The organism is Arthrobacter sp. UYP4 (assembly GCF_057291175.1).
The window spans coordinates 1-15,882 of sequence record NZ_JBXAVU010000007.1 but is presented as its reverse complement, the minus strand read 5'-3'; the positions used below and the strand labels follow the sequence as shown (position 1 = coordinate 15,882).

Annotated in this window: 19 protein-coding genes; 5 read left to right on the top strand and 14 right to left on the bottom strand. The window is 62.6% G+C overall.

Annotation, left to right across the window (positions count from 1 at the left end; all coding sequences use genetic code 11):
- Positions 1-10: 10 nt before the first annotated feature.
- The 7 genes from AC0Z9V_RS17055 to AC0Z9V_RS17025 all read right to left on the bottom strand — a co-directional run bounded on the left by AC0Z9V_RS17055 (position 11) and on the right by AC0Z9V_RS17025 (position 3,962).
- On the bottom strand, positions 11-205 hold the full coding sequence (locus AC0Z9V_RS17055; RefSeq protein WP_485142232.1) for a hypothetical protein: 195 nt from the start codon (positions 203-205) through the stop codon (positions 11-13).
- A 6-nt stretch (positions 206-211) separates the two neighbouring features.
- Complete coding sequence (locus AC0Z9V_RS17050) at positions 212-715, bottom strand: hypothetical protein (RefSeq protein ID WP_485142231.1); 504 nt, start codon at positions 713-715, stop codon at positions 212-214.
- A 74-nt stretch (positions 716-789) separates the two neighbouring features.
- The gene (locus AC0Z9V_RS17045) at positions 790-1,413 is read right to left on the bottom strand and encodes a hypothetical protein (RefSeq protein ID WP_485142230.1); all 624 of its coding nucleotides are present in this window, start codon (positions 1,411-1,413) and stop codon (positions 790-792) included.
- Positions 1,414-1,527: 114 nt separating this feature from the next.
- Positions 1,528-1,791, bottom strand: a complete 264-nt coding sequence (locus AC0Z9V_RS17040) for a glutaredoxin family protein (protein WP_485142229.1) — start codon at positions 1,789-1,791, stop codon at positions 1,528-1,530.
- Positions 1,792-2,193: 402 nt separating this feature from the next.
- A complete protein-coding gene (locus AC0Z9V_RS17035) occupies positions 2,194-2,493 on the bottom strand; it encodes a hypothetical protein (protein ID WP_485142228.1) in 300 nt (99 codons plus the stop codon).
- Positions 2,490-3,269, bottom strand: coding sequence for a ParA family protein (locus AC0Z9V_RS17030; RefSeq protein ID WP_485142227.1), 780 nt, complete (start codon positions 3,267-3,269; stop codon positions 2,490-2,492). Before AC0Z9V_RS17030 ends, AC0Z9V_RS17035 begins: the two co-directional genes overlap by 4 nt.
- A gap of 165 nt (positions 3,270-3,434) precedes the next feature.
- A complete protein-coding gene (locus tag AC0Z9V_RS17025) occupies positions 3,435-3,962 on the bottom strand; it encodes a DUF6349 family protein (RefSeq protein WP_485142266.1) in 528 nt (175 codons plus the stop codon).
- 369 nt (positions 3,963-4,331) lie between these two features.
- Here AC0Z9V_RS17025 and AC0Z9V_RS17020 point away from each other — a divergent pair, with 369 nt between their 5' ends.
- On the top strand, positions 4,332-4,478 hold the full coding sequence (locus AC0Z9V_RS17020; protein WP_485142226.1) for a hypothetical protein: 147 nt from the start codon (positions 4,332-4,334) through the stop codon (positions 4,476-4,478).
- 533 nt (positions 4,479-5,011) lie between these two features.
- Here AC0Z9V_RS17020 and AC0Z9V_RS17015 read toward each other — a convergent pair.
- The 7 genes from AC0Z9V_RS17015 to AC0Z9V_RS16985 all read right to left on the bottom strand — a co-directional run bounded on the left by AC0Z9V_RS17015 (position 5,012) and on the right by AC0Z9V_RS16985 (position 12,485).
- Positions 5,012-6,508, bottom strand: a complete 1,497-nt coding sequence (locus tag AC0Z9V_RS17015) for a PIN domain-containing protein (RefSeq protein WP_485142225.1) — start codon at positions 6,506-6,508, stop codon at positions 5,012-5,014.
- A gap of 38 nt (positions 6,509-6,546) precedes the next feature.
- Positions 6,547-8,268, bottom strand: coding sequence for a hypothetical protein (locus tag AC0Z9V_RS17010; RefSeq protein WP_485142224.1), 1,722 nt, complete (start codon positions 8,266-8,268; stop codon positions 6,547-6,549).
- Positions 8,269-8,561: 293 nt separating this feature from the next.
- Entirely contained in the window at positions 8,562-8,714 is a 153-nt protein-coding gene (locus tag AC0Z9V_RS17005) for a hypothetical protein (RefSeq protein ID WP_485142223.1), read from the bottom strand.
- A gap of 149 nt (positions 8,715-8,863) precedes the next feature.
- Positions 8,864-9,526: a hypothetical protein gene (locus AC0Z9V_RS17000; RefSeq protein WP_485142222.1), complete on the bottom strand. Its 663-nt coding sequence runs from the start codon at positions 9,524-9,526 to the stop codon at positions 8,864-8,866.
- Positions 9,511-10,626: a transglycosylase SLT domain-containing protein gene (locus AC0Z9V_RS16995; RefSeq protein ID WP_485142221.1), complete on the bottom strand. Its 1,116-nt coding sequence runs from the start codon at positions 10,624-10,626 to the stop codon at positions 9,511-9,513. Before AC0Z9V_RS16995 ends, AC0Z9V_RS17000 begins: the two co-directional genes overlap by 16 nt.
- Positions 10,627-10,695: 69 nt before the next feature.
- Entirely contained in the window at positions 10,696-11,670 is a 975-nt protein-coding gene (locus tag AC0Z9V_RS16990) for a MinD/ParA family ATP-binding protein (RefSeq protein WP_485142220.1), read from the bottom strand.
- A 542-nt stretch (positions 11,671-12,212) separates the two neighbouring features.
- Positions 12,213-12,485 carry a helix-turn-helix domain-containing protein gene (locus AC0Z9V_RS16985; protein WP_485142219.1) on the bottom strand — a complete coding sequence of 91 codons (273 nt, stop codon included), beginning with the start codon at positions 12,483-12,485 and terminating at the stop codon, positions 12,213-12,215.
- 155 nt (positions 12,486-12,640) lie between these two features.
- Between AC0Z9V_RS16985 and AC0Z9V_RS16980 the strand changes: the two genes are divergently transcribed.
- The 4 genes from AC0Z9V_RS16980 to AC0Z9V_RS16965 all read left to right on the top strand — a co-directional run.
- Complete coding sequence (locus tag AC0Z9V_RS16980; RefSeq protein WP_485142218.1) at positions 12,641-13,264, top strand: DUF6668 family protein; 624 nt, start codon at positions 12,641-12,643, stop codon at positions 13,262-13,264.
- A gap of 4 nt (positions 13,265-13,268) precedes the next feature.
- Positions 13,269-13,571 (top strand): hypothetical protein, encoded by a 303-nt coding sequence (locus AC0Z9V_RS16975; RefSeq protein ID WP_104181678.1) that lies wholly within the window; start codon positions 13,269-13,271, stop codon positions 13,569-13,571.
- Positions 13,572-13,608: 37 nt separating this feature from the next.
- The gene (locus tag AC0Z9V_RS16970) at positions 13,609-14,373 is read left to right on the top strand and encodes a DUF8175 domain-containg protein (RefSeq protein WP_485142217.1); all 765 of its coding nucleotides are present in this window, start codon (positions 13,609-13,611) and stop codon (positions 14,371-14,373) included.
- The coding region (locus tag AC0Z9V_RS16965) for a TrbL/VirB6 family protein (RefSeq protein WP_485142216.1) at positions 14,366-15,882 on the top strand (1,517 nt) is incomplete at its 3' end. The genes AC0Z9V_RS16970 and AC0Z9V_RS16965, both read left to right, overlap by 8 nt.

The window sequence follows — 15,882 nt, the reverse complement described above, 5'->3', positions numbered from 1 at the left end:
GCACTACGACTTATGGCCCGTCGTTTAGCCACCACATCAGGCTCGAAAACAGGAGCATGATTACCCCCAACGCGATTACAAACCACCCTGTCCAGGTCACCCCGTCAACAAATATCTGCAGGACGACTCCCGCGATGATCACGGCAACGGACAGACCGGGAAAGACATACTCGATGCCGTCCGACGGCAGATCGAACTTACGCATGAGGATTTACCCGAACACTCCTGGCTGGATGAGTGCGCCGCGGAGGGTCTCGGCGTCGGGCATCGGTATCGGTTGCAGGTCTTTGGAGAGGTAGAGCAAGTAGTAGATGGTGCCGACTTCGGAACTGCCAAAAACCGCTCGGAGGTTGTAGCTGTAGTCGGCCCATTCGTTTCCCCACACGGCGTAGACCCACGCAACGTTTTCTTCCATGGAAAGTTCTAAACGGCGTCCCATGAGCCGGTGGTGTCCCGCGATCGACAGGCTCACTCTGTAGCCTGCGAGTCCTGGGGTGCTGGTGGCATGAGCGAGTGTGTAGCGATCGCCCATGAGAGTGAGGTCGGCAAACCTGTTGGTGATCGACCTGAAGCGGCCGGCCCTGCTGGGCTGGAGAGCTGCTGGTGAGTTGGGGCCGTCAACGAGGTTCGCGTCGTTCATGACTGTCTGCTTGAACCGCTCGAGCTTGTCGCGGTGCTTCTTCTCGATCTTCGTGCGAATTTCATCTGGGGACATGAGACGCCTTCCAGTTCACGTGCTGCAAGGTACTTCTGAAGTGTAGATTCGTAGATTTCTACAAAACAACAGTCCTACATTACTATTTGGGCGCCGACGTAGGGGTTCTTGCGTGTTTCGTCAGCCCGTGGTGCTTTGAGTTGGTCGACCAGGATGAGGGGTCCGCAGATGAGCCCTGCGGTGGTGACGGTCCACTGGTTCAATAGGCGCTCCACGCCCGACAGGGGTATATAGCCTTCCGTCGGCGTTCTTGCATCCCAAGTCATCTGCAACGCTCCGATGAACGCCTGAAGGAGGAAGACACCGAGACCCGTGAATAGAGCCACCCTGGGTTCGATCTCCGCGAAGGCGGCCAACGCGATGTAGGCGGTCGGCAACCCATACCAAACAGCCCTCTCATCTCTCGCGTACAGATAGAAGAGACCAATGCCGGCGACAAATACTCCGACGGCGATGACACTGGTCATGCCTGCTTCCGCTCGGAGCCAGTCACTGAGCGACGTCAACGCGCCGGGTGTCCGTCCACTGATGAAGTTGAGGACGTCCCCGATGACGGTTAGCGGCCGGAGCTCACCTTTGCCGCGGAACATCTGATGGATGAAGGCTGTCCAGCAAGCAATGATGAGGGTCGATGCCACCATGAGGTAGGCCGTGTAGGGCACCGCCCGGAGGACTTTGAATACTGCTGTGCCGGACATGCGAGACCTTTCAGTTCATGTGCTGCAGGATGCTTCTTGATTCGTCGATTCGCAGTTTCTACTGAGGTAGATTTCTACGCTTCTACATTTCTATAGATGTAGCGCGCCGAGGGCCTAGCTGTCGCTCGTGCTCTCGAGGGCAATGACGTGGGCGATCTTGGGTGGGTTGAGGCCGGACCAGTGATCTTCGCTGCCGTCTCGCTCGTACACGATGACTGGGGCTTGGCTGTAGCCGAGCTCCTCCGAGATGTAGGTCAGGGCCTGCTCGTTGGTGGTGATGTCGATGGCTGTGAACTCGATGCCGGCTTCGGTGAACTTCTGCTTGGTCTTGTCGCACGCGAAACAGTTCGCCAGTTTGATGTACAGCGTGAGTGTCATGAGAACCCTCCCCCTAGGTGAGTACGTCGAGACGGTGGTGGTGTGGCCCTATCCCCCGTTGTTTTGCCTGCTGGCGAGCTCGCTCGCTCGTCCCCGACGGAACAGTGCTCAACCCGAAGGGCGGAGTGCTGAGGGAATGTGGGAGGAGATAAGCGACGAAGGAGCGCCGGACACATTGCCTGGGCGCGAGGTCGCGTAGCGATTGACGCTGTGGAGCGGGGGCGCATAATCCGCCAGGACAGCAGCAAAAAGCAGAGGGGCCGGTGCGACGTAGGAGTGCCGGCCGGACAGTCCGGAGCACCGCGGAGGACCATCGTGGCGCGGTGGAGCGCAGCGGAAGCGCGCCGCTGGTTCGTGGTTCCTTGTCTCCTGCATCGGTCAGTCCCCCATCCTGCCGTGGCGTCAGTCTTGGTCGGGCTTGTACTTCGACCAGTGTGCGAGCACTGCCTGCTCGACCAGTGCTCGTTTGGAGAGCTTGGTCTTGAACTTGGCGAAGTCGATGGTCTGCGCGACTTCCTCGCTGACCTGGATATTCAGGGCGCGTCGCGTTGTCTCTGCTTGGGCGGATGCCTTTGGCTGTGCCTTCTGTGCAGGTTCGGCCGCACGCGGGGCCGGCGTCTCGATTGGGTCGACGTGCTCGTCGGGTGCTGGTTTTATGTCACGGCGGGTTCGTCGTGCTTCGAGGTTCGGGCGGTCGCTCATCGGATCACTTTCTGTACGAGTTCGGTGTAGGCGTCGAGGACTTTCTTGCCGGCTGAGTAGTCGCCGTACCACTCCCCTGTCAGGCGTACCTGCTCAACGATGGTCCGCTTGGGGACCATCGGTGTCAGGAGCATGCCCATGGCGGCGAGGTCTTCGGCTGCGGCGCGTTCGACCACGGGCTGCGCGACGGGGTTGTCGCTGATCGCGGCCGCGATGATGCCCAGCTCGTCCGGTGAGGCCGGCGCTCCGATGCGGGCGAGGTTCTTCTTGAACTGGGCGACGGTCTGCCGGGCGCCGAGCACGCCGTCGACTCCATCACCGGAAAGCTTTGAGGCGTAAACGATGGAGTCGGATGCGATGAGGGCTCCCTTGATGAGGGGTCCGCCCTGCCTGTTGGGGCAGTCGATGACGACGAGATCCGCTTCGAGGTCCACGAGTGAGGTCTTCAGCCGAAACTCTGCCCCGTCGGCATTCTCGGCTTCCCTGTTCGATACGTTCCGTGCCGCCGGGATCACCCGGAGGTTGTCTGACCAGGTGGGGACGACGATGCCGAGTTCTTCGGCGTAGCCTTCCACGTCGTCATTAGCGAGGATTGCCCCGACGTGAAGGTGTTCCTTCTCGGGCTCGACGCGTGCCCACTTCGTCGTCGCAGCTCGGGGGTCCAAGTCGATCAGCGTCACGCGCCGTCCGGTTCGTGCCGCAATGACGGCAAGGGATACCGCGGTGGAGGTCTTGGTGACTCCACCGCTCTCTGAGTAGACCGCTAGTACCTGCATATCCAGAAATCTACAGGCCACGAAGCGTAGATGTCTACACTTCGACACCTGTAGTTTTCGTGTTTTCTACTTTTCTACATTTCTAGATTTCTACTTTACGACAAAAGCAGATACCTACCCTTCTTGATTGGTAGAAGGCTAGGTATCTCGATGTGTAGCTGGTGGTCAGGGTGTGAGGGTTCCTGCGTTGTAGCCTCCGAAGGGGGATGCTCCGGGTACGTGGCGGGTTCCCATGGGTTCGCGGAGTGTGCGGACGGGGGCGCCGGGGATCTGCCAGTTGGTGGGGTAGTCGTCGGGGATTTTCCATGCGCCCTGTGCTGTGCGGGTGACGGTGGGGAGGTTCCTCCATCCGGTCCAGCAGTGGTCGAGGTGTTCCTCTACGGCGGCATTCTCGGTGGCATGGATGGCGGTGGCGTGGCCGCATCCTTCGCACAGTGCCCGGTAGAGCAGGTCACCGATGCAGGAGCAGCGGGTGGGGCCGTAGTGGTCGCAGCGGGTGTCTGCGGTCATCAGCACAGTCGGGTGTTCGCCGGCTACCGTCCTGGTCCTGCCAAAGTCGTAGTTGGAGCAGTGCCACATGTGGGACTTGCCCCAGAGTCCGAAGACTCCGTGCTCGGCGCGCCACCGGTCGGCGGCTTTGTTCAGGTCGTCCGGGCTGTAGGTGTCGGTCGTGAAGCCGAGGGGAGCGGTGATGGGTTCCTCGAGGGTGAGGAGGTCGAACAGGTCGACCTAATGGGCGATCTGGTGGGTTGCGGGGCTCATGGTGTGGTTCCTCTCCATCGCTTTTGCTGCTGGCGAGCTTGTCTCGCTGCGCTCCGCGGAGAGGTGTCTACCCGTAGGGCCAGGGGCACAGAAGTTCTGCCGGGAAATAAGCGCAGCGCCCGGGAGAAGTTCTGGGGTCATGGCGGCGTAGCTGTAGACAGGTCGGAGGGAGTGCGTACGCTCCCTGGGCAGCTGCAAAAAGGTGTTGATCGATCGGCTGAGCGCAGCAAAGTGCTCTGAACCTGGTGCAGAGCACTTCGGCGGGGGAGTGGTGCCATAGCCCGCCGCTAGGCTGGTCTGATGGTTATTACGGGAGTCATTCGAGGCGCAGAGCTGGACCAGGTGAGCGCCGCGGGCGCGACCTATGAGGACGCGAAAGCGCAGATGCTGTCCCGAGTACCCGAAGGGTTCTCCCTGATCGCGATTCACACGGACCGGGACTCGTAGACCCTGACTGTCGGGGGAGGTCGGTACGGTGTGCCGGTGACTCCTGCTCCTCGCCCTGGTTGGCATGGCATCCCGCCGAGCGCGGACCGCTATGTGCCTCCGCTGCAGCTCGACCCACCCGATAAGCCTGCGACGGAGCCGGAGAAGGCACCTGCCCTCTGGGTGGAGCTGGAATACCCCGATGGGCGGAAGCAGACGGTGAAGGGCTTCGCGATGGCATGGACCCCTGATGCTGTGTACGCGCAGTGGGTTGAGTTCTCGCGGGCTCGTGAGGCGTGGGTGCGGCCGGATCAGTGCCGGCGCCGGGAAATCCCAGTCAAGAATCGTTTCGGTACCTGAGCATCAGGAGGCTGTGCACGGCCACCGCTCGGGCAAGGTGAGCTAACCGTGTCGGTGACGCAGGTGGGTGTGTGCAGGCGGGCCCTCTGGTTCCTGCTGTCCACGTGTGTGCGGGACAAGCAGCGGAGCGTGGGGGAGCTTGAGCCGTGCCCAGGTGGGCAGGAGGCCCGAGACTCTAGTAAAGCGCCGTCCATTCAGCGGCCGTCCTCCCCTTCATTCTTTTCGATGTCAGGAGGGGTTTCCTCCCGGGTGCTCTCGTCCGTTGTGGTTTCAGGGTCCTGAGAGGTGCCGGGCTGCTCCTCCACGCCTGAATACTGATCTGAAGATGGAGTTTCTGCTTGTGCTACTTCACCTGCTGCCCGCACGAGGTCCCAAACTCCTTTGGATAACGCGATGTTCGGCGGGTCGACGTTGCCCCATAGCTTGCTTGTGTCGACGCCTGTGAAGTCGAAGCCCGGCAGCATGCCCATCGTGTCGATTTGAGAACCGATCACCTCAGCCCAATTGACGCCTGGCAACATGAGTGACGTGTCGATCTTGGGTAGTAACCCCGCGAGGTCGAGCTGTTGAAGGAATCCCAGTGTGAGCTGTTTTCCTTGGATGCGCTCAAGCTGCGCATCGGCCGTCCAGAGGGATCTGTTTGGATCATCGGGCAAGGCCTCAACCGAGAGGATCTCAAGACTTTCAACGTTCGACGAGTCATTGAAAGTGATTCGCCCACCAGCGTTCAGTGGCTTCGATACCATCACGACATCTCCGCTGTACGTCCTTGTCTGAACATATGCATCGACAGTGATGTCGAAGTTTGCGGTCCATCGACCTTGGCCGCGTCGCGCACTATCCGAAAAGCGCCAGTTGTAGCCGACGGAATCAGCGTTCACTATCGAAGCAGAGAGTGTGTTCAAGGACAGTGCTGCTTGGGAAGGGGCGATCCGCTGGCCTTTAATCTGCTCCTCCAAAAGGAATGACAGCTCAGACCCGTCCAACTCTGAGATAAGAGCAGCCAGCTCATCGTCTGAGATAGGTTCGTGGAGTGAAGCAAGGTGTTGTTCCAGGGTCTGCAGGCTGGTCACATACTTGACCCGATCCGCTAGTCCTCGGGCTTCCAAGTCTTGCCGAAGCTGGGAGTGAAAAAGGATGGGGCAGTCGCTGCGACTTCCCTCGTTCTCCCCGGTCCAGTTCGGCGGAATCGGGCCGAAATCCGTGTGGTTGTCGCTGACGAACCACACTTCAGCGTCCGGGTTCTCCTCGGCTATGGACATGACCGTCAACCAGATCACCGTGTCTCTGTAGCCGTCTTTTTTCTTGCCATGGTAAGGAGCGATGCCATAGGCAGCGCGACGCGCAATTTCGAGATGATCCACAGCCGACGGTGAAACGACTTTAGCTCCGAGTTCAGCGAACCTTTCCGTCAAGTCGGCTTCGTAGCTGTCGATACGAGCCGTGATCGCGCTAGCGATCGCCCTCAATTCATCCTGTACACCAAACTCTCCCAGACGCGCTTCGTCGAATGGCTTGCGCTCTAGAGTCCACGTCTCTCGGATCTTGCGAACTGTTTCCATCTGCACGACATCGGGGACAGCAATTTGAGTCGCCCACTCCTCCCGATTTTGGCCCAGAGACTTCCACTCTTCATGAACCAGCAACGGAGAGCCGAGCAGGATGTTTGTATCAGGAACGATGAAGATCACAGCATCAGTATCCTCGATCGAGGTAGCAGCCCTCAGTATCAGGCGGCGTTCCACAGTGCGCGTTGATGCTCGTATTCGTCCTCGATCGGGGGTTGCCAGTACTCGTCCGTGTCGGCGTCGTACAGCTCGTGCTCCTCGAGCTGGGGTGTCAGGTGGCGGTCGAGCCATGCGTGCCAGGCGGCCCGTTCCTTGCGGTAGCGGGTGAGCTGGGCTTCACGGTCCTCGGTGGCTCCGAGACGGTCCGCTAGTTGGGCGAGGTTGGTGGTGGTTACGAGCTCCCAACGGCCGTGGTGCCGGCGGATCATCTGCAGGGCTTCCATGCCGGCCAGGTGATCGGTGAGGGCGCGGCGTGAGATGCCGGTGATGCGGGCGAGGTCCGCGGTGGTGGGGGAGTGGTGTCCGCGTTCGATGGCCTCAAAGGCGAGGGCTGAGACGTCCCCAAGGACCCGGAAGACGGGGCGGATGGCGTGGATCTTGCCCTTGCGCCAGGTGAACTCGCGGGCAAGCTGCTGGAAGTGTTCGGGGAGCTGCACGGCGTAGGTATCGGCGTTGCGGCCGCGTGCACGATCGATACGGGTGAGGATGCCTGCTGATGCTTGCTCGAGGACGGGTAGGAGACGTGCGATAGTGGCGTGGCTCTTGCCGAGGGCCAGGGCGAAGGTGCGGCATCCGACGTCGAGGATGTTCGTCTCCATGGTCCGCATGTAGGCCAGGACTGCGCGGATGAGGAAGCGCAGGTGAATGCCTTCCCTGCCTCGTTCCATGAGCCTGTAGTCGAGCACGGCGTAGAGGACATTTTCGAGGTCGTTCACGAGCTGATGGATGGAGTGCTGGCTTGGCTGCGGAGCGGGTTCGGGGCTGCCCCCCGTGAGGTAAGTAGGGCTTGTGTCGTATTTGTGCGCAGTCTTCTTTCCTGCTCGCTGCGCGGGGTCTTTCGCTGGCGCTGTGGTGGCGGTGAAGGCTTGGGCTTTGGCCCACTCGAGGGGCAGGAGCCGGTCGGTCTTGGTGCCGTAGAGGGCGGCGAGGCCGGCGTACTGGTCGGTCATGCCGGTGCGGACCTGGTCAAGGGTCCAGTGGCAGGCGGAGAAGTGGTTGAGGACCGCCATGCGGGCTTCTGAGTGGCTGGCGTACCGGCTGGTGTCGTAGAGCCCTGTGCGGGCCACGGAGCGCAGCGGGCGCTCACTGCCCACCGTTGGTGCCGACGATGCGGCGGAGCCCTTGGCGATCGCGTGGACGGCTGCTGTCGCTGCCGTCGCGCGTTCCTGGGTGCGGCGTTGCTGCTCGATGCGATACAGCTCCGGCGCCAGGGCTTTTCGGAGGGCCGCTACCGCGGTAGCGGGGTTGCGGCGGGTGAGGATGCGGTAGGCGTCCGTGAGCGGCGTGATGAGCCGTTGGTGGCCACCGGCCTTGTGTGCGGATCCTGGGACACGAATGCAGCCGTGGACGACGTTCTGGTGTGGGCTCGGGTCGAGGCTGACGGCTCGACGTCCGAGCGCTTCGACCAGTTGGCGGGCCTCGGCGGCTGTGAGGGGTTCCTGCAGGGGCACGTACAGGTGGCGGCCGCCGCTGGGGGACTCGTCCTCGACGTAGGCGAGGCCGGCTGTGCGCAGGAGGTCTCCGAGGCGTCGGGCGTCGTCGTCGACGACCGGCTTCCGGGCCTTGGAGGTGTCGAGGTCGAGGGCCAGTGTGCGGACAGTACCGTCGACGTCGTGCAGCATGACGGCCGCGGGCCGCTCCGGGGGCGTCCTAGTAATTGGCAAGGGAGTAGTGGGCCGTGGGTACTGGAACCGGCCGTCCTTCCACCGCCCCAGACGGTAAAACGGCTGTCCCGCGATCAGCGACGCAAAAACCCAAGCATCACGGCAGGACTCAGGTGCGCGGCGCGCCGAATCTGCTACCGGTAGTTCTGGCGTCATGTGTAAACTGGGCACAACAAACGGCCCCTCCAAGGGTGTGTTTGGTTGAGCGCTTCACCCGGTGCCTGGCAGCGATGGGGTGGAACGCTTCGAAGAATTGAATATGACGAGGGTCCGCTTAGGCGGGCCCTCTCTTTTTAACTTGCTTGGTTGATCTGGAGCGTCTCCTGGTTGGTGATGTGGGAAATATCGACAGTCGCGAGGTGCTCGTGGAGCAGGTGTGCGACGTATTCGCTGACTGTGGTGCCTTGGGCTTCCACTACGTCAGCAAGCTTGATGGCATCGGCCATGGGGAGTCTCGCGCCAATGAGATGCCGTTCACCTTTGGTCGGTCGTGACCGCCTCGTTCGCCCTGGAAGTGCCATAGCGCCGATTCTTGCCTTAACTGTTACAGCGACGGGGGAGGTCTGCGGCGTGTCGGAAATTAAAGACATTGTCGTCACAGGCCCATGTCCTGGAACTGGTGGCCTACGACGTCCCACTGGCCGTCGTGCTTCTCGAGGTAGATCGTGACGATCTGCCGGCCGGTGGTAGGGAGGTCGGTGCCGTTGCGGCTAATCCAGCGCCAGCTGACGTCGTAAGCGCGGATGGCTTTGTCGTCGGCCACGTCCTGGGAGACGTCGCCGGGGGCGGGGACGATCGAGGGCGCGCTGTAGGCCTGGTGCTTAGCCGGTTCAAGCCATTCGCCTTGTGCGCCGTTGCGCTCTGGCTCGACCTGGTTGGTCGCCCATTCATTGCTCATCAACGGGATCGCACGGATGGCGGCTGCTGTCTGAGTCGTGTCGATGGTGGTGTCCCACGAATGGAGCATGAGGGCGGCAACCTCGGCTGTGGACTCAACGTTGGTCCGGTCGGCGTCAGCCGGCATGGGAAAGGTGCCGTTGCCGATCATGTCCTCGGCGGCCGCCGTCGTGTAGGAGCCCTCGTAGATGGTCGTGGGCGTCGGCTCGAGCGTCGACCCTGCTTGGCCCTCGTTGTTGGTGCAGGCGACGGCTGAAAGCGTGAGAGGCAGGACCAGGCACAGCACGGCCGCCGCGCGGCGGGGTAGGTGCCGGTGTGTGGGTCGGTGGTGCGTGGGTGTCGGGGTCATGATGCTGGCCACGCGCCTTTCTCTTTGAGGATCGGTTCGGGGTCGATGTTGAAGCCTTCGTACGGGTAGGTGACGTCGGGGGCTTCGGGTGTATAAATCTCGAAATGTAGATGTGTAGGAACACTGCCGAGGTCGGCCTTGTTGCCCTCGGTGCCGACGATGTCGCCGCGTTTGAGCTTGTCGCCCACCTTCACGGAGTAGGCGTTGAGGTGGCAGAACGCGAACCCGAAGTCGGGGTCGTCGCCGTCTTCCTTGGCAATCACGCACCCGTCTTTGTCGTTGAACCCGGTGATGCGGAGGTCTGTGGGTGCAACGACGGGGCCACCGTTGCCGTAGCCGGCACCGGGTGTGGAGATGTCCACACCGACGTGGTCCTGTGCCCAAGCGGGCAGGCCGATGACGTTGCGCTTCCCGTATCCGGAGGTGAAGACGCCTCCGGGCAGGGGAGTGGTCCACTCGCCGTCTCCGAGGTCGCCGTCCCACGGCTTGCCGCCGGTGGGTGCATTGCAGTCCATGGAGAACCCGCTCTGCGCGGAGTCGAGGATGGCACTGACGTACTTCTCGGTCTCCTGGTACGGGGGAATGCCCTTGTACTGCTGCACGGCTCCCGGCCCGGCGTTGTACGCAGCGAGGGTGAGCTGCACGAGCAGGTTCGCATCCCCGCCTGCGATCGACTGCACTTCCTCCTTCAGTGCGGCCATGTACCGCCCGTAGGCGGGAATGGCGTCCTTCGCGGAGAACGGGTCACCGCCGTTGCCGTAGGCCGCCCACGTTGCTGGCATGAACTGAGCGACGCCCTGAGCCCCGACAGGACTGGTGGCGTTCTCGTTCCACCCCGACTCTTGGTTCAGCTGGGCGGCGACGACGCTGGCCGGAAGGCCCGCCTCCTTCGCCGCCGCCTCCACCAGAGGCCCCCACCCGTTCGGAACAGCCTGCAGGGCGCCTGGCTTCGCACCCGCGTCCTCGGACACCGTGCAGGACGCTCGTTCAAGCTGCGCGGCCTCCTCGTCCTCAGCGATGCCGGCGACAAGCATGGTCATGGCCACAACCGCGCCGAGAGGCACGACGGTGAGCGCGGCGATGCCGCACCCGATGGCTTTCCCCCCTGCCATGCCTTCCTAACCCCTGCGTTTGAACTGAGCCCGAATGTGAGCCCGGATGTGAGACCGAATGATGTGCGTTTAGAGCTGGTCGGTGAGGGCGGCTGTTGCTTCCTCGTAGGCCCGGCGTGTGGCGGGGTTCAGTGCTTCGTAGTCGAAGTTCTGGCCCTCCTGGAGAGACCTATCGAACGGCACGACGACGACGGCCGCGAGGCCAATGCTTTCCCCGTATTCCTTGAGCTGGGCGAGGCGTTCGCTGTTGGGCTGAGCGGTGTTCGTGATGACCAGGATCGACCGGGCGAACTTGTCCGCGTGGCCTTGGGCTTTGACGCCCTCGATGGTTGCCTCGAGGAGTCGGAAGTCATCGGCCTTGTTCTGGGCGACGAACACGAGCGAGTCAGCGACGTCGACGGCGGCCTGCCAGGTCGATGCCTGGGCGGAGTTGCCGGTGTCGAGCAGGATCAGGTTGTAGAGCGAGAGCAGCACGTCGTGCGCGGCTTTCACGGAGGTGCCGTCCACACGGCGGCGGTCAGCGCCTTCGGGTGGGGACGCAAGGACGTGGATCCTGTCGTCGCCCTGGGGCCGGATGTAGCGCACGAGGTCGCTGGTGCGCCGGGTGACGGTGCCGAGGTTCCGGATCAGGTCCAGGGTGGTGCGGTCGTGGGAGCCTGCCAGGGCACGCTCACCGAGGGTGCCCTGATTCTCGTTGAACTCACCGGCGAGGATGTTGCCTCCGCGGATCCGCCCGTAGGTCGCGGCCAGGTGGTAGGCGACGGTGGTCTTCGTCGCCCCGCCCTTGAGCTGGACGACGGCCATGGTGCAGTGGGTCTCCAGCGGCCGCTGGATACGTGCCCGGCGCCCACGGCTTGCCTGCTCTGCAGGGGAGGCGGCGAGGTTCGCCTTGAAGGTGGCGTTCAGCCAGCCTCGGAACCCCTCACGGGCCGGTGCTGCAGCCTTCTCGGCCTTCACCTCGGGGCGCACCTTGATCCGCTCGTCCCCCGGCTCGACCTGAACAACGGTGGACGCGGTCCGCTGTACCTGTGGTTCCTGCGACACCTGCGGTGCCGATGAGACCGGTGCTGGCTCGGGAGAGGAGGTCGGGACCTCTTGCTGGGTGGGAAGAGCAGGGTGTGCCTCAGGTGGTGTCTCGACCGACGGTCGCTGCTCAGTTCTGGCAGCGTCGGCTGATTCCGCTGCTGCGACGTCGGGCACGAAATGGGCACCAATGACGGCAGCGGGCTGCATAGCCGCAGTACCTTCTTCCCCTGATGGAGTTTCGGGCTGGGTTGCAGCTGCTGCCTTGACGGGACGAGGAGTGGTTCGGCGTGCGGGTCGCTTCTTCACGGCCACGCTGGTGTCTGCGTCGACTGAGCCGTCTTCGTTGACGATGAGGTAGGTTTCCGGCTGCGTGGCCGAGGACGGGTCGTAGGCGGTGACTTTGACGGGGCGGCCAAGATCGCCGGCCGTGCCCGCGAAAAAGCCGATTGCTTCCGGCATGGAGCCGAACGCTTGGTCGACTCCATCGACCGTGACGCTCACTGTGTCGTCATCGCCAATGGTTGCCGTGCATACAGGTCTGGTCAACGCTTCCGTCGTCATCATGTCCCCTCAAGATCCTCAGGTTTCTCATCCTCTGCACCTGGTTCCGGTACGGAGATGGAGCCAGGCGTGTTGTAGTGCGCCTCGAGGTGATCCTTGATGTCATCGCGAAAGATGAGCCATGTCCCGCCGAGCCTGATTGCAGGTATCCGCCCCTCGCGCAGCCATCGGTACGTCACTGTCTTGTCGGACAGACCAAGAACGTCAGTGAGCTGTTCGACACTGAGTCGCGCGGGCAGGTCAGCGAAAAGAACATCGAGCGCTCTAGACACAACGACCACTCCATTCCCCATGCAGGGAACGATACCCTAGATTGAGCCTTCTTTCATTCTGATTCACTTCAGTTGACATAACGGCCTTCCAGTTCACTAAGTGAGCTACTATGATCAGAGTCGAGTCTATGGGAAGCCGTTGGGGGCATAGCTAAATGAGCAATCGCTGGGGTGATTTCGTCACGCGCGAGCCTGTAAAGGCGCCGGTCGTGACGGAAACCGAAATTCGGGACGCCGTTGAGGTTTTACGCGGTGTCGCCGGTCCGCAGCAGGGCATTCTTGGCCTCGCTGCAGGGGAGGGCATGGCCCGGTTCATCACGGACAACCCCGAGGTCTTCTGGCTTGGAGTACACGGTGGAGCCGGCGAGAACACCATGGCCGACCTCCTGGGCGGCGTACCCTGCCACCACCGCTGGCCCTCCCGCTCGGACGCCGACCCGACCGTGCCTCCCGCCGACGTCTTCCTCGTCGCCCGTCAAAACCACCGGGGACTGAAAGCCGCCCAGCTCGCCGCCCGCGACTGGGCCGCAGGCTCACACCCAACCATCACCCTGCGCGGCCTCGTCGTGATCACAGACGCACCCGGCAAAACGCCCAAGGTCCTGCACAACCTGACCCGCATCACCGCCGGCGGTGTCCCACAGACGTGGACGCTGCCGTGGATAGAAGAGCTTCGACTCGAAGGCACAGTCGACCCCGAGTCGCTGGCCCGCGAGCCAAGGAAAGTCCTCACCAGTCTCAGTGAGGTCATCGAACACCGTAATTCTGGAAGGAATTAGAACCATGCAACTGCTGCTCATCGCACAGGATGTCCTGATCAACGCCAACACCCTGCCCGACAGCGGACCGCTGGCCCCTCCCGGTATCGGGGACGCCTGGAACCGCATGGTCGGTGTCGGCAAGTGGATCGCCCTGGGCATCTGCGTCCTGGGTCTGCTCGTTGTCGGCGGCAAGATGGCCTTCGACTCCAGCCGCGGCGAAACCACGCAGGAGATCTCCGGCATCATCAAGATCGTCCTCGCCGTCGCCCTCATCTCCGGCGGTGCCTCACTGCTGACCTTCATCTCCGGCGGCGGCACGGCCTAGCCACCCTGCAGAACCAGCCCTATCTACAGGAGTAGTCATGGCCGAAACCGAAGAAACCGAGAACGTCTGGTGGGCCGCACCCCGCTTCCTCATGTCAGCGGTCGCCATCCTGCTGCTCATCATCGTCGGGATCATCCTCTTCGTCTGGATCGGCAACGACGACGAATCCGATGCCGCACCACCAGCCCAGACACAGGCAGCCACGCCAACGCCGTCCGCTTCGATGACGGCGTCGGATGAGTCCGTGTGCGGGCTGGATGCCACCGGCGGAACCACCCTCACCTCTGCACCCGAGGATGTTGAGTGGGAGTTCATCGGTGGAATTGCAGCACCCAAGTCAGCCGAGCATGGCCCAGGCGTCGTGGGCGAACAGACAGGCATACGGTCGTGCTACTCCCACACACCCGAAGGCGCACTGCTTTCGCTCTCCAACTTGCTCGCGGCCAGCGGAGACCCTGAGCTGCTGCTTAGAACCACCGAAGCGGTAGCACTTGAAGGCCCAGGCAAGGACATCGACATGGAACGCTTGCAGCGCCGTGTTGATTCAGGTTCCAGCACCAGCCCTCCAGTCAAGATCGAAGGCTTCCGCCTCCTGTCTTACAACGATGACAAGGCAACGGTCGAGGTGGTGGCGTCCGGAGACTCAGGCTCTGAACTCGTCTACATCACAACCTCAGCGGTTATGGAGTGGCACAACGGCGACTGGTACATCCGCTACAACGACGACGGCTCAAGTGGGCCGGTAGAAGGCCAGATTTCGGACCTCTCCGGCTACATCCTTTGGGGACCTACCAATGGCTGAAGCTCCCTCGGAGGAGTGCGGGCTCGTTGACATTGGTTGCAAAACGGCCAACGGCATATCTAACGCAATTTCTGGTGCAGCGGGTGATGCGATTGAGGCCATAGCGGATGCCGTACAGGCGGCATTGGTCGCGACGATCGCGCAGCTCGGCACGCTGTGGACGACCATCGACGCTGGTGACCTGACGACAGGTCAAACTGGTTCCGCGGACGCTCCCGCTGGTGGTGCGTTCAACGATCAGGTCGCAACGATCCTCGGTTACGCGACGTGGATCGGGCTGGGCATCAGCACGATCGCCATCATCCTTCTCGGGATCACTCTGGTGACCAATGCTCGCCGTGGTGACGGCGCTGGCTTGGTGAACACCGCGACGATTGTCTTCGGTGGAGCTGCCCTTGTTGGTGGCGCCACCTCGCTCGTCGGCTACATCGTTCCTCGACGGGCAGCCTCGTCGGCTCCGGCCGTGGGCTTCGTGCAGGATCAGACCTTCTACCTGACCCTCGCGTTGGCGGCTATCAGCATGATCGTCGCCGGAGTCCGCATGGTGTGGTCCCAGCGCGCCGAACCGGCGCAGGACCTTCTCAAGGGACTCCTGACGCTGGCCATCGTCACCGCCTCCGGTGTCGCCCTCCTCAACGTGCTCCTCGGAGCTACCGACGCTCTGGCTGAACAGATCATCACAGCCGGAGTCGGAGACGACTTCCAATCAGACGTCCAGATGCTGCTGGGCATGGAAGACACCGGCACATCCAGCGCAACCTTCCTCATGGGCAACCAGATGCTCATCATCGTCGGCGGTCTGCTCGCCGTGCTGGTCAACATCGTGCAGATCATGCTCATGGTCCTGCGCACGGCGATGCTGTTCCTCATCGCGGGCGTCCTGCCCCTGTCGGCGGCGTTCATGAACACCGAAACCGGTAAGAGCTGGTTCAGCAAAATCATCGCGTGGACTCTCGCCTTCGCGTTCTACAAGCCAGCCGCCGCACTAATTTACGCGACCGGTATCCAGATGACGACCTCTGGCCTGTTCTCCGGTCAGGCTCTCCTGCAGTTCTCCGCTGGCCTCATGCTGATCCTCGCGTCCGTCGTCGCTTTGCCGGTCCTCATCGGGTTCCTTAGTCCGGCGCTGGGTGCCATGGCGTCCTCCGGTGGCGGCGGTGGGGCTGCGATGGGCTTCGCCGCACTGGGTGCGGCAATACCGCAGGGTGCGTCCCGCACGCCGCGTGGAGGACAGGGATTCGGTAGCCAGGCACCACCGCAGGGACCTCCGGCGAAGTCGGAGAAGTCATCGTCCGCTCCCAAGGGTGGCGGGGACGGTAGCGGCGATGGTGCTGCACCGACGGGTGCAGACGTGACCGGCGGCGGCTCGAAAGTAGTGCCGACCGGATCAGCAACGAGCAGCACCGCTGGGGCTGGCAGTACAGCAGGCGCTGGGGCCGGCGCGGCCGCCGGTGGCGGTGCAGCTGCTGGTGCGGCTGCTGCCGCGCCTCCCGTAGCTGCAGCGATGGT